Source organism: Roseovarius sp. B08 (assembly GCF_051417955.1).
Taxonomy (GTDB): Bacteria; Pseudomonadota; Alphaproteobacteria; order Rhodobacterales; family Rhodobacteraceae; genus Roseovarius.
The window spans coordinates 3,062,195-3,085,151 of record NZ_JBPRLW010000001.1; the positions used below are offsets into that span (position 1 = coordinate 3,062,195).

At 64.5% G+C, this 22,957-nt stretch carries 21 protein-coding genes and 1 pseudogene; 8 read left to right on the top strand and 14 right to left on the bottom strand.

The genetic code is table 11. The annotated features are described in order from the left end of the window. Positions 1–2: 2 nt before the first annotated feature. Positions 3–1,114, bottom strand: a pseudogene (gene ribD, locus ACSQ76_RS15655) (bifunctional diaminohydroxyphosphoribosylaminopyrimidine deaminase/5-amino-6-(5-phosphoribosylamino)uracil reductase RibD). Continuing rightward, positions 1,111–1,587, bottom strand: a complete 477-nt coding sequence (gene nrdR, locus ACSQ76_RS15660; RefSeq protein WP_306129470.1) for a transcriptional regulator NrdR — start codon at positions 1,585–1,587, stop codon at positions 1,111–1,113. The pseudogene ribD and the gene nrdR overlap by 4 nt, the downstream one beginning before the upstream one ends. 239 nt (positions 1,588–1,826) lie before the next feature. On the opposite strand from nrdR, the gene ACSQ76_RS15665 reads away from it, so the two are divergent. Continuing rightward, entirely contained in the window at positions 1,827–2,504 is a 678-nt protein-coding gene (locus ACSQ76_RS15665; protein WP_437157314.1) for an SDR family oxidoreductase, read from the top strand. Between the two features lie 3 nt (positions 2,505–2,507). On the opposite strand, the gene ACSQ76_RS15670 is transcribed toward ACSQ76_RS15665, so the two are convergent. Further along, positions 2,508–2,924 (bottom strand): secondary thiamine-phosphate synthase enzyme YjbQ, encoded by a 417-nt coding sequence (locus tag ACSQ76_RS15670; protein ID WP_437157315.1) that lies wholly within the window; start codon positions 2,922–2,924, stop codon positions 2,508–2,510. A gap of 104 nt (positions 2,925–3,028) precedes the next feature. Between ACSQ76_RS15670 and ACSQ76_RS15675 the strand changes: the two genes are divergently transcribed. After that, on the top strand, positions 3,029–3,232 hold the full coding sequence (locus ACSQ76_RS15675; RefSeq protein ID WP_306129467.1) for a dodecin family protein: 204 nt from the start codon (positions 3,029–3,031) through the stop codon (positions 3,230–3,232). A 147-nt stretch (positions 3,233–3,379) separates the two neighbouring features. Here the strand turns inward: ACSQ76_RS15675 and rpoD are convergent, their stop codons facing one another. From rpoD to ACSQ76_RS15720, 9 genes are all read right to left on the bottom strand, one after another. Then, on the bottom strand, positions 3,380–5,371 hold the full coding sequence (gene rpoD / locus ACSQ76_RS15680) for an RNA polymerase sigma factor RpoD (RefSeq protein WP_437157316.1): 1,992 nt from the start codon (positions 5,369–5,371) through the stop codon (positions 3,380–3,382). Positions 5,372–5,484: 113 nt separating this feature from the next. Continuing rightward, entirely contained in the window at positions 5,485–7,437 is a 1,953-nt protein-coding gene (gene dnaG, locus ACSQ76_RS15685) for a DNA primase (RefSeq protein WP_437157317.1), read from the bottom strand. 51 nt (positions 7,438–7,488) lie between these two features. After that, positions 7,489–7,818, bottom strand: a complete 330-nt coding sequence (locus ACSQ76_RS15690) for a hypothetical protein (RefSeq protein ID WP_437157318.1) — start codon at positions 7,816–7,818, stop codon at positions 7,489–7,491. A gap of 41 nt (positions 7,819–7,859) precedes the next feature. Beyond that, complete coding sequence (locus ACSQ76_RS15695; protein ID WP_437157319.1) at positions 7,860–8,411, bottom strand: sarcosine oxidase subunit gamma; 552 nt, start codon at positions 8,409–8,411, stop codon at positions 7,860–7,862. Beyond that, the gene (locus ACSQ76_RS15700) at positions 8,404–11,325 is read right to left on the bottom strand and encodes a sarcosine oxidase subunit alpha family protein (protein ID WP_437157320.1); all 2,922 of its coding nucleotides are present in this window, start codon (positions 11,323–11,325) and stop codon (positions 8,404–8,406) included. The genes ACSQ76_RS15695 and ACSQ76_RS15700 overlap by 8 nt, the downstream gene beginning before the upstream one ends. Further along, positions 11,322–11,585 carry a sarcosine oxidase subunit delta gene (locus ACSQ76_RS15705; protein ID WP_437157321.1) on the bottom strand — a complete coding sequence of 88 codons (264 nt, stop codon included), beginning with the start codon at positions 11,583–11,585 and terminating at the stop codon, positions 11,322–11,324. Before ACSQ76_RS15705 ends, ACSQ76_RS15700 begins: the two co-directional genes overlap by 4 nt. 62 nt (positions 11,586–11,647) lie before the next feature. Beyond that, positions 11,648–12,901 carry a sarcosine oxidase subunit beta family protein gene (locus ACSQ76_RS15710; protein ID WP_437157322.1) on the bottom strand — a complete coding sequence of 418 codons (1,254 nt, stop codon included), beginning with the start codon at positions 12,899–12,901 and terminating at the stop codon, positions 11,648–11,650. A gap of 71 nt (positions 12,902–12,972) precedes the next feature. After that, complete coding sequence (locus ACSQ76_RS15715; protein WP_437157323.1) at positions 12,973–13,584, bottom strand: DUF6151 family protein; 612 nt, start codon at positions 13,582–13,584, stop codon at positions 12,973–12,975. A 10-nt stretch (positions 13,585–13,594) separates the two neighbouring features. Continuing rightward, positions 13,595–15,028: a Glu/Leu/Phe/Val family dehydrogenase gene (locus tag ACSQ76_RS15720; protein ID WP_437157324.1), complete on the bottom strand. Its 1,434-nt coding sequence runs from the start codon at positions 15,026–15,028 to the stop codon at positions 13,595–13,597. A gap of 434 nt (positions 15,029–15,462) precedes the next feature. Between ACSQ76_RS15720 and ACSQ76_RS15725 the strand changes: the two genes are divergently transcribed. From ACSQ76_RS15725 to ACSQ76_RS15735, 3 genes are read left to right on the top strand one after another with little or no spacing between them, the layout of a single operon-like run. Continuing rightward, complete coding sequence (locus tag ACSQ76_RS15725; protein WP_437157325.1) at positions 15,463–17,148, top strand: pilus assembly protein TadG-related protein; 1,686 nt, start codon at positions 15,463–15,465, stop codon at positions 17,146–17,148. Then, the gene (locus ACSQ76_RS15730) at positions 17,145–17,681 is read left to right on the top strand and encodes a TadE/TadG family type IV pilus assembly protein (RefSeq protein ID WP_437157326.1); all 537 of its coding nucleotides are present in this window, start codon (positions 17,145–17,147) and stop codon (positions 17,679–17,681) included. Before ACSQ76_RS15725 ends, ACSQ76_RS15730 begins: the two co-directional genes overlap by 4 nt. Continuing rightward, positions 17,681–18,262, top strand: a complete 582-nt coding sequence (locus ACSQ76_RS15735; protein ID WP_437157327.1) for a TadE/TadG family type IV pilus assembly protein — start codon at positions 17,681–17,683, stop codon at positions 18,260–18,262. Before ACSQ76_RS15730 ends, ACSQ76_RS15735 begins: the two co-directional genes overlap by 1 nt. Here ACSQ76_RS15735 and ACSQ76_RS15740 read toward each other — a convergent pair. Together ACSQ76_RS15740 and ACSQ76_RS15745 are read right to left on the bottom strand one after the other, a co-directional pair. Then, on the bottom strand, positions 18,253–18,750 hold the full coding sequence (locus ACSQ76_RS15740) for a hypothetical protein (RefSeq protein ID WP_437157328.1): 498 nt from the start codon (positions 18,748–18,750) through the stop codon (positions 18,253–18,255). The genes ACSQ76_RS15735 and ACSQ76_RS15740 overlap by 10 nt on opposite strands. Positions 18,751–18,831: 81 nt before the next feature. Further along, complete coding sequence (locus ACSQ76_RS15745; protein WP_437157329.1) at positions 18,832–19,422, bottom strand: TetR/AcrR family transcriptional regulator; 591 nt, start codon at positions 19,420–19,422, stop codon at positions 18,832–18,834. Between the two features lie 81 nt (positions 19,423–19,503). Here ACSQ76_RS15745 and ACSQ76_RS15750 point away from each other — a divergent pair, with 81 nt between their 5' ends. The 3 genes from ACSQ76_RS15750 to glpX all read left to right on the top strand — a co-directional run bounded on the left by ACSQ76_RS15750 (position 19,504) and on the right by glpX (position 22,952). Continuing rightward, entirely contained in the window at positions 19,504–19,821 is a 318-nt protein-coding gene (locus ACSQ76_RS15750) for a hypothetical protein (protein WP_437157330.1), read from the top strand. 157 nt (positions 19,822–19,978) lie between these two features. Beyond that, positions 19,979–21,265 carry a homoserine dehydrogenase gene (locus ACSQ76_RS15755; RefSeq protein ID WP_437157331.1) on the top strand — a complete coding sequence of 429 codons (1,287 nt, stop codon included), beginning with the start codon at positions 19,979–19,981 and terminating at the stop codon, positions 21,263–21,265. A 724-nt stretch (positions 21,266–21,989) separates the two neighbouring features. Continuing rightward, the gene (glpX, locus tag ACSQ76_RS15760; protein ID WP_437157332.1) at positions 21,990–22,952 is read left to right on the top strand and encodes a class II fructose-bisphosphatase; all 963 of its coding nucleotides are present in this window, start codon (positions 21,990–21,992) and stop codon (positions 22,950–22,952) included. Positions 22,953–22,957 lie beyond the last annotated feature (5 nt).

Here is a 22,957-nt window from a genome sequence, read left to right on the forward strand (position 1 = left end):
ATCTATAGGCCCGCGTCCGGGCGTCGCGCAACCCAGACGTGTAAAACATCTCCGCCAAGTGCCGATTGCTCGACAAGATCGAACCGGCTCGCACCGTCCAGCCGGTCAAGCCCCAGCGCCCCGATACCGGGCAATCCCTCGGCCCCCATTGCAAAGCCCGCGGTGATCCCGGCCATCCGGTCCACCAGCCCCTCGGCCAGCAGGGACGCCGCCAGCGCCCCGCCGCCTTCGCAGAACACACGGGTCAGTCCGCGCCGCCCCAGTTCGTTCAGCACCGAGCCCATGTCCAGTTGCCGCCCCGACAGGCCGCAGGGCACCATTTCGGCACCCAGCCCCCGCCATGCCTCGATCAGTGCGCCATCCGCATCCGGACCGTGACACATCCAGACCGGCACCTCCGACGCGGTCCGGGCCAGCGCCGACATCAGCGGCACGTCCAGCCGACGCGACACCACCACGCGCACCGGCTGATGCGTGGCGCCCATGCCACGCACCGTCAAGGACGGATCATCCGCCCGAGCTGTACCCGCACCGATCATGACCGCATCATGACGCGCTCGCGCGGCATGCACCCAGCGCCGCGCCTGCGTCCCTGTGATCCATTGGCTGTGGCCGCTGGCCGTCGCGATCCGTCCGTCGAACGACGCGGCCAGCTTCAGCGTCACCTCCGGGCGTCCCCGTGTCATCCGGCTCAGGAACCCGCCAAGGTCATACCGGGCCTCCGCCGCGCAATGCCCTATCTCGACAGCGACCCCGCCTCGCGGAGTGCCGCGAACCCTCGGCCCGAGACCCGCGGATCCGGGTCGCCGATGGCCACCACCACCCGCGAGATCCGGGACGCGATGATGGCGTCGGTGCAGGGCGGCGTGCGTCCGTGATGGGCGCAAGGCTCCAGACTGACATAGGCTGTGGCCCCCTCGGCCGCCGCGCCGGCCTGCGCCAGCGCAACCCGCTCGGCATGAGGCCGCCCGCCAAGGCCCGTCGTGCCGCGCCCGATTATGCGCCCGTTCTTGACGATCACGCAGCCCACGGCAGGGTTGGGCCAGGTCCGGCCCAGTCCGCGACGCCCGAGGCCCAGGGCCAGCCTGAGAAAGCGGATGTCGTCCGCGCTCACGGCTCGCCGGGCTCTTCCACCGCACCGGGCCGCAACTCACTGACGAACTTGTCGAAATCGTCGGCCGCCTGGAAGTTCTTGTAGACGCTGGCAAAACGGACATAGGCCACCGTATCGATGCGCGCCAGGCTTTCCATCACGATCTCACCCACCGTCTTCGACGGGATATCCGTCTCGCCCAGGGACTCCAGCCGCCGCACGATGCCGGAAATCATCTGCTCCACACGCTCGGGCTCCACAGGGCGTTTCTGCAACGCGATCCGGATCGACCGTTCCAGCTTGTCGCGGTCGAAATCCTCGCGCCGGCCGTTCGTTTTCACCACCACCAAGTCGCGCAATTGCACGCGCTCATAGGTGGTAAAACGCCCGCCGCAAGCCGGGCAAAACCGCCGCCGCCGGATCGAAACATGATCCTCCGCGGGGCGTGAATCCTTCACTTGGGTGTCGATATTTCCGCAAAACGGGCAGCGCATCGGCCGGTCCCCTTTTCTTCTCTGCCTCTGACGGTCATGGGTCTCTTGCCCAGTTATCCACAGCTACTATAGGACAGCCGCAAAGTTTTGGGTAGAGGGCAAATTCAGCCGCAATATCAAGCGTGGATTCGGACCAATTTCTATCGAAATTCTCCTGGATCCGGGCCATCGGAACGGATCGGCTCAACGGGTGTTGGCCCTGCAGACAGCATTTCCACACACGTTCCGAAAGGATTTTCATGACCCGGAAGACCCTCTTCATCACCGGCGCCTCGACCGGCATCGGCGCCGAAGCCGCCCGCAAGGCGGTCGCCGCCGGCTGGAACGTCGCGCTGTTTGCCCGCAGTAAGGACAAGCTCGACGCCCTCGCCGACGAACTCGAAGCGGATCACGCCCGCGCCCTGCCCGGCGACGTCACCGATTTCGAGGAATTGCAGACCGCCATAGACACCGCCGCCGAGCACTTCGGCGGCCTCGATGCGGTTTTCGCCAACGCCGGGCGCGGCCTTGGCACCGCAGGGGTCGAAAAGGGCGATCCGGACGAGTGGCGCATCATGCTCGATCTCAACGTCAACGGCCTGCTCTACACCATCAAGGCCGCCTATCCGCACCTTCAGCAAGCCAAGGGCCACGCGGTCCTGACAGGCTCGGTCGCGGGCAAGATCAACTTGCCCGGCTCGATCTACGGCGCGTCCAAGTGGTTCGTGCAAGGCTTCGCCGGCAACCTCAGCGAGGAGATGCGGGAGTGGGGCGGTCGTTGCACCGTCATCTGCCCCGGCATGGTCGACACGCCCTTCTTCGACGAGGCCAAGCCCGACAAGCTCAAGCCCGAGGATATCGCCAACGCCGTTGTCTACGCGCTGGAGCAGCCCCGGCGTGCGGACGTACGCGAGATGGTCGTGATGCCCACGGGCTGAGGCTCAGGCCAGATGAGCCGCCACTTTCCGACTGTGTGGCGCATCGCGATGCTCGAAAACGTAGATGCCCTGCCACGTCCCCAGCACGAGCCGCCCCTCGCTGACGGGAATCGACAGGCTTACCGGCATCATCGTCGCCTTGATATGCGCGGGCATGTCGTCCGGCCCTTCGTAGGTGTGGGTCAGGTACGCCATGCCCGGATCACTCGTCGGCGGCACCAGCCGCGCGAAATAATTGCGCAGGTCGGTCTGCACCTCCGGGTCGGCGTTTTCTTGGATCAGCAGGCTGGCGGATGTGTGACGCAGAAAAAGAGTCAGAAGCCCGCTCTGCACGCCCTCGTCCGCCACCCACCCGGACACATCCGCGGTGAATTCGTAAAGGCCTTGCCCCCGCGTCTCTATCGTAAACGTTGTTTGCATCTCTGCGTTCTACCCGTCTCAGCCGATTTCCGCCAGTGCGCCACGGTCAGGAACAAGGGCCAGACCTGACGCGTTTCCCCATCGGACGGAAAAGGAGGAACCAAATGTCTATCGGACGAGTAACCGAAATTTCCGCGACCTCAAAAGAGAGCTTCGACGATGCCGTCAAGCAGGGCATCCAGCGCGCGTCCAAGACGTTGCGCAACATCGAAAGCGCATGGGTCAAGGATTCGAACGTCAGCGTGTCCAACGGGAATATCTCAGAGTTCCGCGTGAACCTCGCCGTGACGTTCCTGCTGGACGACTGACATCATCTTGCGCCGCTCGCTTTCAACCGGGCGGAGTGCGAAAATGGCCCCCGGGCGGATGTCCGGGGGCCTTTTGCATCGGCTCACGCAAATGAAAACGGCGCCGCCCGGCGCCGTTCCGTGTCTTTTTCCGAAGGGTTTGCCGACCTACTGATCCAGGAATGACCGCAGCTTGCGCGACCGGCTGGGGTGCTTCAGCTTGCGCAGAGCCTTGGCCTCGATCTGGCGAATACGTTCCCGCGTCACGCTGAACTGCTGGCCCACTTCCTCCAGCGTGTGATCGGTGTTCATCCCGATCCCGAACCGCATCCGTAGCACCCTCTCCTCGCGCGGCGTCAGGCTGGACAGGACCCGCGTGGTGGTTTCCTTCAGGTTGTCCTGAATGGCGGAATCCAGCGGCAGGATCACGTTCTTGTCCTCGATGAAATCGCCGAGCTGCGAATCCTCCTCGTCGCCGATGGGCGTCTCGAGGCTGATCGGCTCCTTGGCGATCTTCATCACCTTGCGGACCTTTTCCAGCGGCATCTGCAACTTCTCGGCCAGCTCTTCCGGCGTCGGCTCGCGGCCAATCTCGTGCAGCATCTGGCGGCCCGTGCGCACCAGCTTGTTGATCGTCTCGATCATGTGCACCGGGATACGGATCGTGCGCGCCTGATCGGCGATCGACCTGGTAATGGCTTGGCGGATCCACCACGTCGCATAGGTCGAGAACTTGTAGCCCCGGCGATACTCGAATTTGTCCACCGCCTTCATCAGGCCGATATTGCCTTCCTGGATCAGGTCCAGGAATTGCAGACCCCGGTTGGTGTATTTCTTGGCGATCGAGATCACCAGCCGCAGGTTCGCCTCGACCATTTCCTTCTTGGCCTGGCGGGCTTCCTTCTCGCCCTTCTGCACCTGGTTCACGATGCGGCGGAACTCACTGATGTCCAGCCCCACATACTGGCCCACCTGGGCCATTTCGGCGCGCAGCTCTTCCACCTTCTCGGGGCTGCGCTCCATGAACATCTTCCAGCCGCGGCCCTCTTTCTGGGCCATGTCCTCCAGCCAGTTGGGGTCCAGCTCGCGCCCGCGATACTCGTCGACGAATTCTTTGCGGTTGATGCGGGCTTGGTCGGCCAGCTTCACCATCGCTGAATCGATCTGCATGATCCGGCGGTTGATGCCATAAAGCTGGTCAATCAGCGCCTCGATGCGGTTGTTGTGCAGGTGAAGCGAGTTCACCAGTTCCACGATCTCCGACCGCAGTTTCTGATAGGTCTTCTCTTGCTTGTCGGTGAACGACCCGTCCTCGTTCAGCGTCGCCGAAATGCGGCTGTCCTGCATCGCGCTCAGCTTTTCGTAGTCCGAGGCGATCCGATCCAGCGTTTCCAGCACGCGCGGCTTCAGCGTGGCCTCCATCGCCGCGAGGCTCATGTTGGCCTGCTCTTCCTCGTCCTCGTCATCGTCGCTGGCGATCGGGTTGCCGTCGGCGTCAAGCTCCGGCTCGTCGCTGCTTTCGGATTTCTCGGCAGGCGCGCTGGCCATGTTGGCCGCCTCGACCACGGGCTCGTCCGCCTCGCCGTCGCCGATCTGGTTGCCGAACGTGGTCTCGAGGTCGATCACGTCGCGCAGCAGGATGTCCTCGCCCAGCAATTCGTCGCGCCAGATGGTAATCGCCTGGAAGGTCAGCGGGCTTTCGCACAGGCCCAAAATCATAGTGTTGCGCCCGGCCTCGATCCGCTTGGCGATGGCGATCTCACCCTCGCGGCTGAGCAGTTCGACAGACCCCATTTCGCGCAAATACATGCGCACCGGGTCGTCGGTGCGGTCGAGCTTCTCGTCTTTCCCCGAGCCAAGCGCCACTTCGCCCTTCTTGCCGATCTCGGCAACGGCGGTGGTCCTCTGCTCTTCTTCCTCGGCTTCTTCTTCCTCGATGATGTTGATGCCCATTTCGGACAGCATCGACATCACGTCCTCGATCTGTTCGCTCGACACCTGGTCGGGCGGCAGGACCTTGTTCAACTGATCATAGGTGATGAAGCCGCGTTCCCGCGCCTCGCCGATCATCTTCTTGACGGCCGCCTGGCTCATGTCGAGCGAGATTTCAGCATCCTGTTCTTCGGTCTTCTGATCGTCGTCGGTGTCTTTGGCGGCCATTCAGCTCTCCTGGTCCCATCCGGGTGAAGGTGATTCGCTAGTTCGAATCAACATGGCGACGGGGTGATTCGCAAACCATTAACCCCTGATTGCATAAGATTACATCCAAAGCGTTACCCGTCAGACCCTTTGTTGAACCCGATCTGATCAAGCAGCGCATCGAATCGCTCTCTTTCTGCGCGGCTGACCGGGGCACCGTTGCGGCCCCGCTCATATTCCGTCTTGTCTTCCTGCTGGCTGGTCCATGCCCGGTTGCGGGCCTGTGCCGCCTCATTCAGCCGCCATGTGACAGCTTCATCGGCAACACCAGCAATGTCCTGCTCGGCCTCCCGGATTTCCGCCGCCAGTCCGCGGTCGGCTTCCAGCTTGGCCAGTGTCTCGCCAACCGTCATGCGGGCAAGCTCCGCATCTCCTGGGCGCCGCACGGCAGGAACTAAGGCGACATGGGGCAGCGACAACAGTTTTTCAACCACGTCGAGCCCCAGTTTTTCCGACAATTCGGATTCCAGCGTGCCGGTGCCACCGGGCTGATGAAACAGCAACGCATCGCGGATCTGCCCGTGATGCGGCGGCTCGCATTGCAGGCGATCGAGGTCGGCCTCGAACTCGGGCAGGATCTCGGGGTTGCGGATCAGCGTGGCCAGAACCACTGCCTCGCGCAGATGGGTCTGCGCCGCGTCTCCCGACGCCACCAACAGCGACGATTTCGTGGTCGCCCGCACCGGCTCGATCTTCTGCCACTTGCCACCCCGCGCCGCGAATCCGCCGCCGCTCTTGGGCTTCGGCCGGAACAACTGCCAGCGCAGATCCTTGATTGCCTGTCCGTAGTGGCTGCGCAGGCTGGGATCGCGGATCGTCATGATCTTTTCTCGCAGCGCCTTGTCCAGCGCCGCTTTGCGCTCGGGGCTGTCGAAATCGCGCCCTTGCGTCTCGCGCTGCCACAGCAGGTCGACCATCGGCATCGCCTTGTCCAGCAGCGCCTGAACGGCTCCTGCCCCCTCGGTGCGCAACAGGTCATCGGGGTCCTGCCCCTCGGGCATCAGGGCAAAACGCAGCGACTTGCCCGCCTCCAGAAGCGGCAGCGCCAAGTCGATCACCCGGTAGGCCGCGCGCAGCCCCGCCGTATCGCCATCCAGCGCCATGATCGGCTCGTCCGCGATGCGCCACAGCATCGCCAGCTGGTGTTCCGTCACCGCAGTGCCCAAGGGCGCCACCGACGCGCCAAACCCCGCCTCGGCCAGCGCGATCACGTCCATGTAGCCTTCGCCAACGATCAGCTTCTGCCCCTTGCCCGCCGCCTCTCGCGCAGGCCCGTGGTGATAAAGCGTGCGCGACTTGTCGAAAAGCTCGGTTTCCGGGCTGTTGAGGTACTTGGCGTTGTCGCTCGGGTCCATCGCCCGGCCCCCGAAGGCAATGCAGCGCCCCCGCGGGTCGCGGATCGGGAACATGATCCTGTTACGAAAAGTGTCATAGGGCTTGCCGCCCTTGTTACCGGACTTGGCCAGCCCGCAGCCCAGAATCAGGTCGTCCTCGACACCCTTGCCTTTCAAGTGATCCCACAGATCCTGCCAGGCGTCGGCAGCAAACCCGATGTCATAGCGGTCCTGCGCCGTCTCATCCAGGCCGCGCCCCGCCAGGTACTCCCGCGCGGCAGCCCCCGCGCCCGCCTTCAGCATCAGGCGGAAATGGCGCACCGCCATTTCCATCACCTCGACCAACTGCGTGCGCCGGTCGGCCTTGGCCTGTGCCTGCGGGTCGCGCTCGGGCACGGTCATTCCGACCTCTTGCGCCAGGATCTTTACCGCCTCCATGAACTCCACGTTCTCGGTCTCGCGCACAAAGGAAATGGCGTCGCCCTTCGCGTGGCAGCCGAAGCAATAGTAGTACCCCTTGCGATCATCGACGTGAAAGCTGGCGGTCTTTTCGTGGTGGAAAGGGCACGGCGCCCACATGTCGCCCTTGCCCTGGTTGGACTTGCGGTTGTCCCACATGACCTTGCGGCCAACCACCTGCACGATGGAGGTGCGGGTGCGCAGCTCGTCAAGGAATCCGGGTGGCAGGCTCATACCTCGCAATATGGGCCAACCGGATGCCCGCGCCAAGGCGCTTTGCACGATTCAGGGCTCAAAGCCCAGACAGCCTTCGCGGTATCGCTCTGTCACCGCGCGGGCCGCATCCGGCCGTCTCATTTCCTGTGCGTCGATCGTGAACACCCAGTCAACCAGCGGCGGCACCATGGGCGTCAGCCGGGCCTCGACCTGGCCTTCGCCGCTGGTCAGCTCTCGCTTGATGCGCTCTGCGTCCTTGCCGGCCTTTCGCCCGATCGCGACGATTTCGACGATCTTCGCGGTCTCGTTGCAAACGACAGTCTTGTCCACCGCCGCCGTAGCCGGCACCGGCCCCGCAAGGCACATCGCCCCGGCCATCCACAAGATCCTGACCAACACCGCCCGTCCTTTCGGCAAACCCAAGTACAGACTTAACTCTGTCAACGCCCGCCCCGCGCGGCAACCCCTTCCAGTGCGCTGCCAAGCTCATGCACCAGCGTCCGCGCAAAGGCCCGAAAGACCATCATCATATACGTCGCCTGACCCGTCCGCGTCAGCGAGGCCGCCATGTGCGCCACTTCCGTTCGCGCCGTGTGCCCCACCCTGAATACACCGGGTCGCAGGTCCACCGGTGTCAGCCGCGCCAGCGCCTCGGCCGCCCTGTCGCCCTCGATCTCGACCGCCGCCCAGGCATCGCTCTGGTCCACCAGCGCCGCCTTTGCAGACAGTCCCTCATCCGGTACGACACCGATCAGGAGCGCCTGCGCACGCCCGAACCACAGCACACCGCGTCCCGTCGTGCCGGTCATCTGCCCCGTCTCGGGCCAGCTCAGCCCATGTGCCGCCTCCAGCGCGCCTGACAGCGTATCAACCGCGCCGCGATAGGGCATGACCAGTGTCATTGCGCCAAGATCGACCTCACGCAGCGCGACACCGCCGATCTTCTTCGGCAGCATCCGATCCATCGGCGTCCGCGCCGTCAGCTCACCCACGCATCCGCCCTCCCTCGGGATCGAAACCACCCGGCGCCACCACCTCGCACAGCGTCGTCGAGCCTTTCAGATGTTCCACCATGCGCACCCGTTCCCCGATCCTCGCCCGGCCCCGCTCCAGAAAGCCTATCCCGATCACGTGACCCAGCATCGGCGAAAACGCGACTGAGGTGATGTAGCCTTCGTCGTTCTCGCTTACCGGCTCCGCCCCGGGCGCGAAAAGATGCGCCCCCGCGATCAGTTCCTTCACCGCGCCCACCGGTTTCAGCCCCACCAATTGCCCCCGGTCCTCCTCCATCAGGCCCGGCCGCGCCGCCATCGCCTTTCCGATGAAATCCTTCCTGTCGCTCATCATGCCCTGCATCCCGATGTCAAAGGCGGTGGTGCGCCCATGGATCTCGGCATGGGTGATGAAGCCTTTCTCGATCCGCATGACATTGAGCGCCTCCATCCCGTAGGGCCCGCCCTCCATCGCCTCGGCTTTCCCGCTCAACAGGTCGAACAGTGCCGCGCCGTACCGCGCCGGCACCGCGATCTCATAGGCCAACTCGCCCGAGAACGAGATGCGGAAAAGCCGCGCCCCGACACCACCCGTCCGCACGTCCCCGCACGCCATGAAGGGCCAGTCGTCATTACCCAATTCCTGCCCCAACACACCTTCAAGCAGCGCACGGGACTTCGGCCCGGCCACCGCGAACTGCGCCCACTGTTCGGTCACCGAGGCAAAGCGCACATCCAGATCGGGTCGCAACACCTGGTGCGCGAACTCCATGTGCCGCATCACCTGCCCGGCTGCCGCCGTGGTGGTGGTGACAAGGAAATGCAACTCGCCCAATCGCGCGCAGGTGCCGTCATCCATGACATGCCCGTCCTCGCGCAGCATCAGTCCATAGCGCACGCGCCCTACCTTCAGCGTCGACATCCTGCCGGTGTACAGGAAATCCAGGAACGCCGCCGCATCCGGCCCCTGCACGTCGATCTTTCCCAGGGTCGAGACATCGCAGATGCCGACGTGTTCGCGCACCATCCGCACCTCGCGGTCGCAGGATTGCCGCCAGTGTGTTTCGCCCGCCTTCGGGAAATAGCTGGGCCGGTACCACAGCCCCGCCTCTATCATCGGCGCGCCCCGCGCCACGGATGCCGCGTGCGAGGTGGTAAACCGCTCCGGCGCGAACCCCTTGCCCCGCGCCCCTGCCCCCATCGCCGCGATCGGCACCGGAACGTAAGGCGGGCGATAGGTGGTGGTCCCGGTCTCGGCGATCCCGCGCCCGGAGGCATCGGCCAGCACGGCCAACGCCGCAATGTTGCTGTTCTTGCCCTGGTCCGGCGCCATGCCCTGTGTGGTGTAACGCTTCATGTGCTCGACCGATGTGAAATTTTCCTGCGCGGCCAGCCTCACATCCTTCACCGTCACGTCATTCTGAAAGTCCAGCCACGCCCGCCCCTTGCCCGGCACATGCCACAGCGGCGTTATCTCGTAGGCCCCGTCTTCCGCTCTTGGCACAGGCGCGTCGACTACGCTCAGCCCAAGGTCCTCCGCCACCGCCGTGCCCGCCGCAGCACCGCTTTCCAGACATCCGCGGGTCGAGAAGACGCCCATCGCCGCCCCGGCATAGCGCATCCCCGGCACCGCGCCCTCTTTTGGCAGGAAAGCGGCCAGCCCTTTGTCCCAAACGGGCCGCCCGCTCATGTGACAGCTCAAATGCACGCTCGGGTTCCACCCGCCCGACATGGCCAGCACGTCGGCCTGCACCGTCTCGATACGCTCGCCCTGACGAAAGCTCACCGCCTCCAATGCCTTGCGCCCGCCGGTGCCGCAGACCTGCGCGTCCGCGTAGAACGGCACATCAAGGTTACAGACCGCATCCGGCCGCGCGTCGATCAACGCCGCCACATGCACCCTCGCCGCCTGCAAGTCCCGCACCGTCCGGTGTCCGGCGTCGCTGTTGGCAAAAACCGCCACGCGGCGTCCGGGGCAGACCCGCCAGCGGTTCACATAGGCCCTGAGCGCCCCCGCCATCATCACGCCGGGCCGATCGTTGCTGGCAAAGGCCACGGGCCGTTCGATCGCCCCCGCCGCCAGCACCGCGCGTTTCGCGACGATCCGCCAGAAACATCCCTTTAACGCGCGACCCGCTTCGGGAGCCAGCCGCTCCAGCGCACCGTATGTGCCCTGGTCATAGGCCCCCACCACGGCGGTGCGCGTCATCACCCGGACATTCTCCATCGCCGCCAGCCGCCCTCGCATCACGTCGGCCCAGGCGGCGCCTGCCTGCCCGTCCACCTCCTCGACCTCGGCATTCAGCCGACCGCCCAGACGCGTGTCCTCGTCGGCCAAGATCACATCCGCCCCGGCCTCTGCCGCCGTCCATGCCGCCATCAGCCCTGCCGGACCGGCACCGATCACCAACACGTCGCAATGCGCAAAGGCCCGCTCCCACTGCTCCGGACCCACCGCGCGCGACAGGGTGCCCAGCCCGGCCGCCCGGCGAATGACCGGCTCGTAAAGCTTTTCCCAGAAAGCCTTCGGCCACATGAAGGTCTTGTAGTAGAAGCCCGCCCCCAAAAATGGCGCGCCGAGGTCGTTCACGGCCATCAGGTCGAACGCCACCGACGGCCACGCGTTCTGCCCGAACGCCTCCAGCCCCTCGTGCAGTTCCACCATCGTGGCCCGCGCATTGGGCTCCTGCCCCGCGCCATGCCCCAGGGTGACCAGCGCATTAGGCTCCTCGCTGCCCGCAGTGAAAATGCCCCGCGGCCGGTGATACTTGAACGACCGCGCCACCACCCGCACATCCGCGCCCATCAGCGCCGAGGCCAGCGTGTCGCCCTCGAACCCAAGGTGTTGCCGCCCATCGAAGGTAAAGGCCAGTCGCCGCGACCGGTCGATCAGCCCATCGCCGTCCAGCCTCATCGCGCCGCCTCTTCCGCCAGCACCGCGCTCAGAACCGCATGGCTCGAGGTGTCCCGCGTCACCACGATCCACGCACCGCAGCCGCTCTCGTGAAACCACAGGTCCCGCGTCTCGCCACAAGGGTTCTCGCGGTTGTGCACGTAGTCGTCCCACGCCTCGGCACCTGCGTTCTCGCAGGGCCGTTCCAGCGCCACCGCGTGCCCGGCATAGTAGAATTCCCGACGATCGCGCTCGCCGCAGATCGGACAGGGCAGCCTCATGCCACCTCCCCCGGGTTCTTCTTGCCAGAAATACTCATGGCCCGAACTCCGCCACGAGCGCCTCAATGCAGGTTATGCTGCGCACCGGTCCCCTCCTCGTCCATCAATCCGCGCCCGGTGCGGAACCTGTCCAGCCGCAACCGTGCCGCCGCCGCGTGCGGGCGGTCCGTCGCCAGCAGATGCGCCATGCAATGCCCAGAGCCGGGCACCGCCTTGAACCCGCCATAGCACCAGCCGCAATTGAGGTAGAGCCCCTCTACCGGCGACTTGTCGATGATCGGGCTGCCATCCGGGCTCATGTCCATGATTCCGCCCCATGCCCGCAGGACCTTGGCCTGTCCGATCATAGGCATCAGGGTCATGCCCGCCTCCATTACATGCTCCACCAGCGGCAGGTTCCCCCGCGCGGCATAGCTGGCATACATGTCGAGGTCGCCGCCAAAGACCAGCCCGCCCTTGTCGGACTGGCTGATATAGAAATGCCCCATGCCGAAACTGACCACGTGGTCGATGCAGGGCTTCAACCCTTCGGTCACAAAGGCCTGCAACACGTGGCTTTCGATCGGCAGGCGCATCCCGGCCATCGCCGCCACCTGGCTCGACCGGCCTGCAACGATCACCGCGACCTTCTTGGCTCGGATCACACCGCGCGAGGTTTGCACCCCCTTGACCGCGCCACCCTCGATGTCGATCCCCGTTACCTCGCAGTTCTGGATCAGATCCACGCCCCGCTCGCTCGCCCCGCGGGCATAGCCCCAAGCCACCGCATCATGCCGCGCCGTGCCAGCGCGCCGTTGCAACAGCCCGCCATAGATGGGAAATCGTGCCTGCTCGTAATCCAGGTACGGCAACACCTTCTTCAACCGCGCCACGCTCAGCAGTTCCGCGTCGTCTCCCTGGTTGCGCATCGCGTTGCCCCGGCGGATCGCCGCGTCGCGCTGTCCGTCAGAATGAAACAGTACGATCTGCCCGCGCTGCGAATGCATCACGTTGTAGTTCAGCTCCTGCTCCAACCCTTCCCAAAGCTTCAGCGAATGGCTGTAGAATTCCGAGTTGCCGGGCAGGAAATAATTCGCCCGCACGATGGTGGTGTTGCGCCCCACGTTGCCGCCGCCTAGGTACCCTTTCTCCAACACCGCGACATTGGTGATCCCGTGCTCGCGCGCCAGGTAATAGGCGGTCGACAGCCCATGCCCGCCGCCCCCGATAATCACCACATCATAGGCATCCTTCGGGCTGGCATCGCGCCAATGCGCCTGCCAGCCACGATTGCCGGTCAGGCCTTCCCTGAGGACGCGCAGCCCCGAAAAAAGCATGGTGTGATTTCTCCATCGACCTTGGGCAGAGTGAAGCAACTTCCACCCGCGAGTGCAACGGGCTCCGCGCCCTATCGCAGATGCGCCGGCACCGCCGCCTGTCGCTGTTCCAGCGGGATGACCGTCACTGGCGCGACCGGTGCGCCGTCGTCCCCCAGAAGGGCGTTGGACGTTGCGCGCCCGCCAATCCACGCGCCCGCCATTCTGCGCAGAACCTGAAGGCCCGCACCGGCAAAGCCGCGATCGGCCACGGGCGCGCCCGGCTCCGGCTTCGCGTATTTGGTAAAGGCGCGGCAGCGCGACGCTCCCAAGCCGGCTGCCGGGCCCGCCAACTCATCCTGCCGCAGAACCACGCCCACAAAAGGCAAGTGCACCCGCGACATGGTGTTGAACATGGGCGTGCCGCAGCAGCGCGCGTGCCAGCGGTAAAGGCCCCTGGGCGACAGGCGCAGAATCTCCAGGTGCTCCGCCCCGGCCGTCAGCGTCAGCCGGTCGGGCGTCGTCTGCCAGATCTCGCTGCCGCCGCCGGGCGACAAGAATTCGTCCGAATGACCGAACAGGCCCGCCGCCGTCTGGCAGTCGTTGCAATAGCACGTTACGCGCGTGCCCGCCCCGCGGGCGGGCACAGCCAGCATCACCTCGACCGCGCCGCAGCGGCAGGTCTTCCGCACCGTCGCGGCCACCTGCTTGCGCCTAGAGGCCCGCGGCGCGATAACTGGTTGCGACCTTGCCGATCGACACCAGATAAGCCGCAGTACGCAGGTCGGTTACGTCCTCGCGGCCGTGCCAGGTTTCGCGCATCGCCTGGTAGGCCGCGCGCATCGTGTCGTCGAGGCCCGAGCGCACCAGTTCCAGCTCGCCCGCGCCGCGCAGGTACTTCTGCTTGAAGTCCGGCGTCATCGACCACGCGCCTTCAAGGTGATCGTCCAACCGGCTCAGCTCGCGCACGATCAGCTCGTGCCGCGCCTCCTCCTGCCGGCGCCCCATCCGGCCGAACCGGATGTGGCTCAGGTTCTTGACCCACTCGAAATACGACACCGTCACACCGCCCGCGTTGGCGTACATGTCGGGAATGATCACCGTGCCCTTGCCGCGAAGGATCTCGTCGGCGCCCGCGGTCACCGGGCCATTGGCGGCCTCGATGATCAGCGGCGCCTTGATCCGGTCGGCATTGCCGAGGTTGATCACCCCTTCCATCGCGGCCGGGATCAGGATGTCGCACTCGTGCTCCAGATACTTGGCGCCGTCCTTGATGTAGTTGCCCGACGGATACCCGTCGACGCCGCCATGCTTGGCGATCCAGTTGCGCAACTCGTCGATGTTCAGCCCGTTCTCGTCGAAAAGGCCGCCGTCGCGCTCGATCACCGCGATCACCTTGCAGCCGTCCTCCTCGGACAGGAACTTGGCCGCGTGATAGCCGACGTTGCCCAGGCCCTGCACGATCACGCGCTTGCCATCCAGCGTGCCGCTCAGCCCGGCCGCCTTGATGTCCTCGGGATGGCGGAAGAACTCCTGCAACGCGTATTGCACGCCACGTCCCGTCGCCTCGGTCCGGCCCTGGATGCCCCCAGAATGCACCGGCTTGCCGGTCACGCAGGCCCGCGCGTTGATGTCGGTGGTGTTCATCCGGCGGTACTGGTCGGCGATCCAGGCCATCTCGCGTTCGCCCGTGCCCATGTCCGGGGCGGGCACGTTCTGCGCCGGGTGGATCAGGTCGCGCTTGGCCAGTTCATAGGCAAACCGCCGTGTGATCAGTTCCAGCTCATGCTCGTCCCATTCCAGCGGATCGAGGCACAAGCCCCCCTTCGAGCCGCCGAACGGCGCCTCGACCAGCGCGCACTTGTAGGTCATCAGTGCGGCCAGCGCCTCGACCTCGTCCTGGTTCACCGCCATGGAATAGCGGATGCCGCCCTTTACGGGCTCCATGTGCTCGGAATGCACGCTGCGATAGCCGGTGAACGTGTGGATCTGACCGCGCAGACGCACTCCGAAGCGTACCGTGTAGGTCGCGTTGCAGACCCGGATCTTCTCTTCCAGTCCCGGCGGCAGGTCCATCAGCGATACCGCGCGGTTGAACATCAGGTCCACGCTTTCGCGGAACGTCGGCTCCTTGATCGGTGCATTCATGGTCGGGTCTCCCTCTTCTGGCGCATGTGGCACGACTCCCCATAGCCCCCATGCATGTCGCAATGGTTAAGGGAAGTGTCCCGATTGTCCACCATAGATGCCCGCCGGGTCCCGGCCGCCGCCACGAGGCACCGCCAGACCGAAAAACAGGTCTTTGTTAATCGTTTCGTAACAGTCGGGAATATTTGAAAGATTTATCCCTGATCCGTCGTCAATACGGCCAATTTCTTCCCGGTTTCGCCATATTTTGACCATAAGGCTTCCCGATAACATCCGGGATTGAATCCGTTCCTGGGGGCGGGAACGTCCAAAGAGGTATTAAAGAAATGAACGTGTCGAGATTTGAAATCCGGTCGTCGCTACGCGCTTGCCTGCCAGCATACACTACGGCGCGCCGCCGCCTTTCGATGTTCCGCAAAGACGAGGACGGGTCGTTGATCATCCTCACGCTCTTCATCTTCATCTTCATGCTGGTGATGGCCGGCCTCGGCATCGATTCGATGCGCCACGAGATGCACCGCGCCCACCTGCAGGCGACGCTCGACTCCGCCGTTCTGGCGGGAGCCGGCGCTTCGTCAGAAGATGAAGCCAAACATATCGTCGAAGATTACTTCGCGAAATCTGGGATGGCACAATACCTCAAAGTGATCGGCGAAGACGACATCACAATGACACTCAACACGTCTAAAGTGACGGCGTCGGCCGACTTCGATATGGACACATACCTGATGAAGCTTTCAGGAGTGGAGCAGCTCTCGGCCACGGTCCAGTCTACGGCCGAGATGCGGATACCCAAGCTCGAAGTAGTTCTCGTTCTAGACGTATCCGGATCGATGAAAGACAATGGGAAGATCGGCAACCTCAAGACTGCAGCCAAGTCTTTTGTGACTAAGATCCTTGGCAACTCCGTACAAGGCAGCACCGTTATCTCCATTGTGCCGTTCAGCACTTCGGTGACACCCTCGGACGGGATCTTCAAGGTTCTGGCCGTCGGCCAAGACCATTCGTATTCCAACTGTCTTTATCTCGAAGAAAACGACTACTCACACGCTTCTCTAGCGACAGGCTCCTCTTCCAACAGCTCGGGACAGAACCTCAAGCAGGCCGTGTACACCTCGATGTATGGCGGGTTTGACAATTTGGATTCGGAATGGCGATCCTGCTATACGGACGAGTACTTCCAGATAATGCCCTATTCTTTCAGCGTCACGGATTTGCACGCCAAGATCGACTCGCTTGAGGCAGCAGGCAATACGTCGACCGATCAAGGTATCAAATACGGCTCCGCACTGTTGCACCCTGATTGGCGTGAAGTTTCAGCGTCGCTCATCGCTGACGGAGAAGTTGATTCGTCTCTGACGAACGTCCCTGCCGACTACGACCAGGCCGAAACGCTTAAGGTCATGATCGTCATGGGCGACGGGCAGAACACAACGACATATTTCTTTGACAAGTCGAGCCCCAAATTCCGAGGCGCCCATTCTGATCTCCACAAGGTCAAGTACGAGGACATGGAATTCCAGTACGCCTACCAGAACCGCAACAAAGACCGTCACTATGATCACCCTTGGTACGAGCAGATGTGCTCCAGAGGCGGATGGGAATGCATCTATAAAGGTGACGGCGTGGAAAGATCGGCCTATTTTCTTGAAGATCCCGATCCGACCAACAGAGAGGGGGATTACGAGAAAGAGGCTTTCTATAACGTTGAGTCAGATAGCTGGTACACGGCCGCGGAATTCAATGATTTCAAAGATAGCATCCCCGGTTTCATTTCCAGCGAAGATCTTTCCTGGGAAGAGGCGTGGGGTCTGATGTCGCCTTACTACTATGGGCAGATAACAGGCAACTGGGAGCCTTGGAATGACTATCGCTATTCAGAAAGCATCACCGGCGACACCAAAAACCGGCGGATGAACGAAGTCTGCGGTGCCGCGAAAAGGGCAGGCTCCATCATCTACACGATTGGCTTTGAAATCTCGGAGGGTGGCGTCGCCGAAACCGCTCTAAAAGGCTGCGCTTCGTCCGACGCGCATTACTACCGTGTCGAGGGACTAGACATCACCGATGCGTTCGGCTCCATCGCCGGCAACATGCAAGCCCTGAGGTTGACGCAATGATCACCAAGCTCAAAGACGCGCTGCGTCGCCTGATATGGGATGAGGGCGGCTCGGCATCGGTCGAGTTCGTCATCATCTTCCCGGTCTACCTCTCGTTCATGCTTATGTCGATCGAGCTGGGTTTCGTGACCATGCGCCACACCCTGCTGGAACGCGGCCTGGATATCGCGGTGCGCGAGGTGCGCCTTGGCACCGGCACGGTGCCCCAGCACGACGACATCAAAGATCTCGTCTGCGACAACGCGATAATGGTCCTGAACTGCAAGGAAAAGCTGCGTCTGGAAATGCGCCCGGCCAACATCTTCGCCCTGCAGACCCTGGACACCACCGCCGACTGCACCGACAAGGCCGAACCGGCCAAGCCCGTGCGCTCCTTCACCCCCGGTGTCGCCAACCAGCTGATGCTGATGCGCGCCTGTTACAAGTACGAGCCCTTCTTTCCGAAGGAAGTCCTCGGCTCCGCGCTCGAGAAGGATGGCAGCGGCGAAGCCTCCATCGTTTCCATGACCGCTTTCGTACAGGAGCCGAACTGATGCTGATGGCCCGACTCAAAGTTTCCCTGCGCAGCTTTATCGAAGGAACGCGCGGCTCGCTCACGGTCGAGGCCGTGCTGTCGCTGCCGCTGCTCTTCTGGAGCATGGCCGCCACCTTCGACTTCTTCGAGATCCATCGCTACAAGAGCGTCCGCGAAAAGGGCACGTTCACCATCGCGGACATGATTTCGCGCGAGACCCGAGCGGCGGGCCTGACCTCAATTTATCTCGACAATGCCAAGATCCTGTTCGACGAGATCACAAACGACGACGGCGTCAACCAGATCCGCGTCTCGGTCGTGTCCTACGATGCCGACGATGATGAATACGGCATCGTCTGGTCCGAGGTGCGCGGCACCGGGCCCATGGTCAAGCTGACCAGCGCGCAGGTCAAGGACTCGCACGAGACCCTGCCCGACGTTGCCGACGGCGAAGAGATCATCCTGGTCGAATCCACCTCGTCCTACCAGCCACTCTTCAATGTCGGCCTCGACGACGTGACCATCGGCACGCGGGTTTTCAGCGCGATCCGCTTCGCGCCCCAAATATGCTACGAAGGACTTTGCGGGCTTCAGAACTGATCCGCGCCTCCTGCGCGGTCTGCCATCAGGGCGGCGATCATCTCGGCCATCATCTTGGACTGATGCCCGGGCGTGACCCCGCCCAGCCCGATCCGGCGGCCCATCCGCCACCACAGACCCGGCCGCCACCGCGTCGGGGCTTTCGTTTTCGCCTTGATCAGAAAGCCGTTCGACGGCTTGAAGGCGAAAAGGCCCCGGTCCATCGTCTCGATATCCGAGATTCCCACGATGACCTCGCCGTCGCTACTGCGCACCGCCGCCCGCGTCAGTTCGATCTTCTGCGCCGTGGCGCGGCGCATCGCATCGCCCATCCAGACCGCCGCCGCGCCCAGCACGACCAGGAACAGCTGCCAGCCCAGCGCGTCGAAGCTGCGCGTCAGCCCGATCCAGATCAGCACCGCGCCCAGAAGGCCCAGACAGCCCACGCCCAGGATGCGCCGCCCGGTCGATGCCTGCATGACCGCCAGTACCTCGTCGTCGTCGCCCATCGCCGCCCGTCTCCCCGTCGCGTTCGGATGCCGGCCTGATAGCCCGATTGCGCCCCCGGCGCGAGAGCGAAAAGATGCCCTCTATCCCTCCACCAGCCGGCGCACCATGTCCCAATACAGCGTCTCGACCTCGTCGAGGTTCAGCCGCCCCGCATCGCGGTACCAGGTATTGACCCCGGTCAGCAACGCGATGACCGCCATCGCCGTAATCCGCGGCTCGGCCAGGGTAAAGATCCCCGCGTCCTGCCCGGCTCGCAGGATCTCCTCCAGCCGGGTTTCGTAGACCCGGCGCAGTTCGGTGACGGCGGCAAAGTTCTCTTCCGTCAGGTTGCGCAGTTCCATGTAGGACACGAAAACCGCGTCGGCCCGCCGCGTGTTGAACCGGATGTGGAACCGCGTGAACGCCTCCAGCCGGGCGCGGGCGTCCGCCCCGCCGGGGTCCTCGGTCTGCCAGGCCTCCAGCAGCGCGTCCATGTGCTCGCGCATCAAATCGAAAAGCAGCGATTGTTTGTCGGGGGTGTAGTTGTACAGCGCGCCGGCCTGCACGCCCACCTCGGTCGCGATCTGCCGCATGGACACGGCGGCGAAACCGTGCTGCGCGAACAGCCGCATCGCGGCCACGCGCACCCGCGGGCCGGTGATTTCGGAATGCGAACCTTGCGTACGTGCCATGCGATATGAATAACTGAACGATCGTTCAGATAAAAGCCCCGCTTGCCTGCCGACCGCGATCAGTGGCAAGAGAGACGCACCATGACATGCCCGCGCTGCCTCATACGCCGCCTTCCGGCCCTCGCACTAGCCTTCGCGCTGTCGGCCTGCACCCAGTTCCCCGAACTGGATGGCGCCACGTCGCGCGAAACGCGCAACGCACCCTACCCCGCCCTTCTGCCGGTCGAGGACCTGCGCGCGCGGGTGGCCGAACCACGCGTGACCGATCGGACGGCCCCGTCGCTCGAGGCCCGCGTGGCCGCCCTGCGCGCTCGCGCCGCCCGCCTGCGCGGCTCGGTAATCGACGGCGCCTCGCGCGCCCGGCTCGACCGAAAGATCACCATCGACGTGTCGCAATAACGCCCGCCACCCCGCGCGCCCGAAATCCATCATGGATTTCGTTCCGTTTTCTTTCCAAGAAAACGCCCCCGGCCACCGTAAAACCCGCGTTGCAAGGCCTGTCGCAACCGGCTAAACCCCGGCCAACCCGCCTCGACAAAGTCTCAAGGAACTGCCCATGACCACCCCCCTTCGCCTCGGGATCGCCGGGCTCGGCACCGTCGGCACCGGCGTCGTCAAGATCGTCCGCCAGAAGGCCAACCTGCTGGCCGCGCGCACCGGCCGTACGATCGAGATCTCGGCCGTCTCCGCCCGGACCCGCGACAAGGACCGCGGCGTGTCCCTCTCCGGCTACGCCTGGGAGGATGACCCGGTGGCGCTGGCCACCCGCGACGACGTCGATGTCTTCGTCGAACTCATGGGGGGCTCCGACGGCCCCGCCAAGGCCGCGACCGAGGCCGCCCTCGACGCCGGCAAGGACGTGGTCACCGCCAACAAGGCGATGCTGGCCGTCCACGGCCAGGCCCTCGCCGAACGGGCCGAGGCCGCCGGCCGCACGCTGCGCTTCGAGGCCGCCGTCGCGGGCGGCATCCCGGTCATCAAGGCGCTGACCGAGGGGTTGGCCGGCAACGAGATCACCCGCGTCATGGGCGTTATGAACGGCACCTGCAACTATATCCTGACACGGATGCAATCAGCCGGCCTGCCCTATGACGAGGTCTTCGAGGAGGCCAACCAGCTGGGCTATCTCGAGGCCGACCCCAATCTCGACGTCGGCGGCATCGACGCCGGTCACAAGCTGGCGATCCTCGCCGCCATCGCCTTCGGCACGCAGGTGGATTTCGACGCGATCAGCCTCGAGGGCATCCAGAACATCACCATCGCCGATATCAAGCAGGCCGCCGACATGGGCTATCGCATCAAGCTCCTGGGCGTCGCACGGATGACCGGCCGTGGGCTGGAACAGCGCATGTCGCCCTGCCTCGTGCCCAAGAATTCGCCCCTGGGCCAACTCGAGGGCGGCACCAACATGGTCGTACTCGAAGGCGACGCGGTGGAACAGATCGTCCTGCGCGGCCCCGGCGCCGGCATGGGCCCCACCGCCAGCGCGGTGATGGGCGACGTGATGGACATCGCCCGCGGCCTGCGCATCCCCACCTTCGGCATTCCCGCCACCGACCTAGAGACACCCGCCCGCGCGTCCGAGGCTGCGGCGGTGCCCTACTACCTGCGCATGGCGCTGCACGACAAACCCGGCGCGCTGGCCAAGGTGGCGACGATCCTCGGCAACGCCGGCGTTTCCATCGACCGGATGCGCCAGTACCGCCACGAAGAGGCCACAGCGCCGGTTCTCATCGTCACGCACAAGACTGCGCCCTCCGCCCTCGCCTCCGCGCTCGAGGCTCTGGGCCAGGTCGATGTCGTCGCCACGGCCCCCGTCGCCCTGCGCATCGAAAGCGTCTGAACCGGTGCAGGCCGGACCGGTTGCAAGGTCACGCCTGCGCCGCTGGCTGACCTTGGTCTTCGAGGCCCTGGCGGTCGTCGCGACGCTCTTTGCCCTGTTCGAGATCTTCGTCGCGCGCCGCGTCGCGCCGATCCACCTCATGACGATGGCCGGATGCACCGCCGCGGACAGCGCGGCGGCGCGCCGCGGGCTGGGCGAATTTCTCCTGGCACAGCAGAATGGTTTCGTCTTTCTCGATATGGATCTGGCCGCGCTGCGCCGCTGTGACGGCACCGACCGGGACGCCTACAAGGGCGAAGTGATCGACCAGCTGCCCTCGGGGCTTCCTGGTCTACGACGGCGCGGCGCTCGACGGCTCCGTCCTTACCCGCTACCACACCGCCAAAGACTTCTTCGAAGAGCGTCTGCGCGGTCTCTTCTACGTGCGCAATCGCCCCGGCGAAGGGGCGGATTACCTGCATCTGCTTCCCGCTCCGTTCGACAGCGGCACGCAACGCATGCATGCCTGTACGGACGCACTGACAGCGCCACGATGGACCGGACGGTTTGCCGCCTACCTGCGCCACTGCATCTTCTCGTAAGCGGCCGCAAGCAGGGCACGAAGAGGGCATGAGCGCAACGCGCATGTCGGCGCTCTGTCGCGGTTACGGGAAATCTGGGCTTCATGTTTGTCGTCGGACGCTTTAGACAACCCTCGACCATGTCCAACCAAGGCCGCTCCCACATGTCCAGTCCCGCTCCCTTCAATGACGCCCTCCTCTCGCTCGCCCTCGCCCGTGTCTCCGAACAGGCCGCCCTGGCCTGCCGCCCGCTCATTGGCCGCGGCGATGAGAAGGCCGCCGACCAGGCCGCCGTGAACGCCATGCGCCAGGAACTGGGCGCAATGGACATCGCCGGCACCGTCGTGATCGGCGAAGGCGAGCGTGACGAGGCCCCGATGCTCTACATCGGCGAGGAAGTGGGCACCGGCCAAGGCCCAGAGGTCGACATCGCGCTCGACCCGCTCGAAGGCACCACCATCACTGCCAAGGCCATGCCCAACGCCCTCACCGTCATCTCGATGGCGCCCCGCGGGACCATGCTGCACGCGCCCGACGTCTACATGGACAAGCTGGCCGTCGGCCCGGGCTATCCCGAAGGCGTGGTGTCGCTCGACATGTCCCCCACCGAACGCGTTCAGGCCCTTGCCAAGGCCAGGGGCGTCGACCCCTCGGACATAACCGTCTGCGTGCTCGAACGACCCCGGCACGAGGCGATGATCGCCGAACTGCGTGCCACCGGCGCGGCGATATACCTGATCGGCGACGGCGACGTGGCCGGCGTCATGCACTGTGCCGATCCCGAGGCGACAGGCATCGACATGTACATGGGCTCCGGCGGCGCGCCCGAGGGCGTGCTGGCGGCGGGCGCACTCAAGTGCCTCGGCGGCCAGATTTGGGGCCGACTGCTCTTCCGCAACGATGACGAGCGGGGCCGCGCCGAAAAGGCCGGCATCACCGATTTCGACCGCGTCTACACCCGCGACGAGATGGTGTCGTCTGACGTGATCTTCGCCGCCACCGGCGTGACGCAAGGCTCGCTCGTCGCCGGGCTCAGGCCGCATGGCGACAATATCGAAACCCAAACGCTCCTTCTGCGTTCCTCTACAGGAGAACGCCGTATCATGACCTGCCGCCACCCGATTTGAACCCG

What these genes read in the sequence shown, in the direction of transcription:
- ACSQ76_RS15670 (WP_437157315.1), bottom strand. Translation starts at nt 2,924, where the DNA reads ATGCAAACAACGTTTACGATAGAGACGCGGGGGCAAGGCCTTTACGAA.
- ACSQ76_RS15675 (WP_306129467.1), top strand. Translation starts at nt 3,029, where the DNA reads ATGTCTATCGGACGAGTAACCGAAATTTCCGCGACCTCAAAAGAGAGC.
- rpoD (WP_437157316.1), bottom strand. Translation starts at nt 5,371, where the DNA reads ATGGCCGCCAAAGACACCGACGACGATCAGAAGACCGAAGAACAGGAT.
- ACSQ76_RS15730 (WP_437157326.1), top strand. Translation starts at nt 17,145, where the DNA reads ATGATCACCAAGCTCAAAGACGCGCTGCGTCGCCTGATATGGGATGAG.
- nrdR (WP_306129470.1), bottom strand. Translation starts at nt 1,587, where the DNA reads ATGCGCTGCCCGTTTTGCGGAAATATCGACACCCAAGTGAAGGATTCA.
- ACSQ76_RS15750 (WP_437157330.1), top strand. Translation starts at nt 19,504, where the DNA reads ATGACATGCCCGCGCTGCCTCATACGCCGCCTTCCGGCCCTCGCACTA.
- ACSQ76_RS15720 (WP_437157324.1), bottom strand. Translation starts at nt 15,028, where the DNA reads ATGAATGCACCGATCAAGGAGCCGACGTTCCGCGAAAGCGTGGACCTG.
- ACSQ76_RS15740 (WP_437157328.1), bottom strand. Translation starts at nt 18,750, where the DNA reads ATGGGCGACGACGACGAGGTACTGGCGGTCATGCAGGCATCGACCGGG.
- ACSQ76_RS15755 (WP_437157331.1), top strand. Translation starts at nt 19,979, where the DNA reads ATGACCACCCCCCTTCGCCTCGGGATCGCCGGGCTCGGCACCGTCGGC.
- dnaG (WP_437157317.1), bottom strand. Translation starts at nt 7,437, where the DNA reads ATGAGCCTGCCACCCGGATTCCTTGACGAGCTGCGCACCCGCACCTCC.
- ACSQ76_RS15705 (WP_437157321.1), bottom strand. Translation starts at nt 11,585, where the DNA reads ATGAGGCTGCCCTGTCCGATCTGCGGCGAGCGCGATCGTCGGGAATTC.
- ACSQ76_RS15735 (WP_437157327.1), top strand. Translation starts at nt 17,681, where the DNA reads ATGCTGATGGCCCGACTCAAAGTTTCCCTGCGCAGCTTTATCGAAGGA.
- ACSQ76_RS15665 (WP_437157314.1), top strand. Translation starts at nt 1,827, where the DNA reads ATGACCCGGAAGACCCTCTTCATCACCGGCGCCTCGACCGGCATCGGC.
- ACSQ76_RS15745 (WP_437157329.1), bottom strand. Translation starts at nt 19,422, where the DNA reads ATGGCACGTACGCAAGGTTCGCATTCCGAAATCACCGGCCCGCGGGTG.
- ACSQ76_RS15700 (WP_437157320.1), bottom strand. Translation starts at nt 11,325, where the DNA reads ATGAGGCTGGACGGCGATGGGCTGATCGACCGGTCGCGGCGACTGGCC.
- ACSQ76_RS15710 (WP_437157322.1), bottom strand. Translation starts at nt 12,901, where the DNA reads ATGCTTTTTTCGGGGCTGCGCGTCCTCAGGGAAGGCCTGACCGGCAAT.
- glpX (WP_437157332.1), top strand. Translation starts at nt 21,990, where the DNA reads ATGTCCAGTCCCGCTCCCTTCAATGACGCCCTCCTCTCGCTCGCCCTC.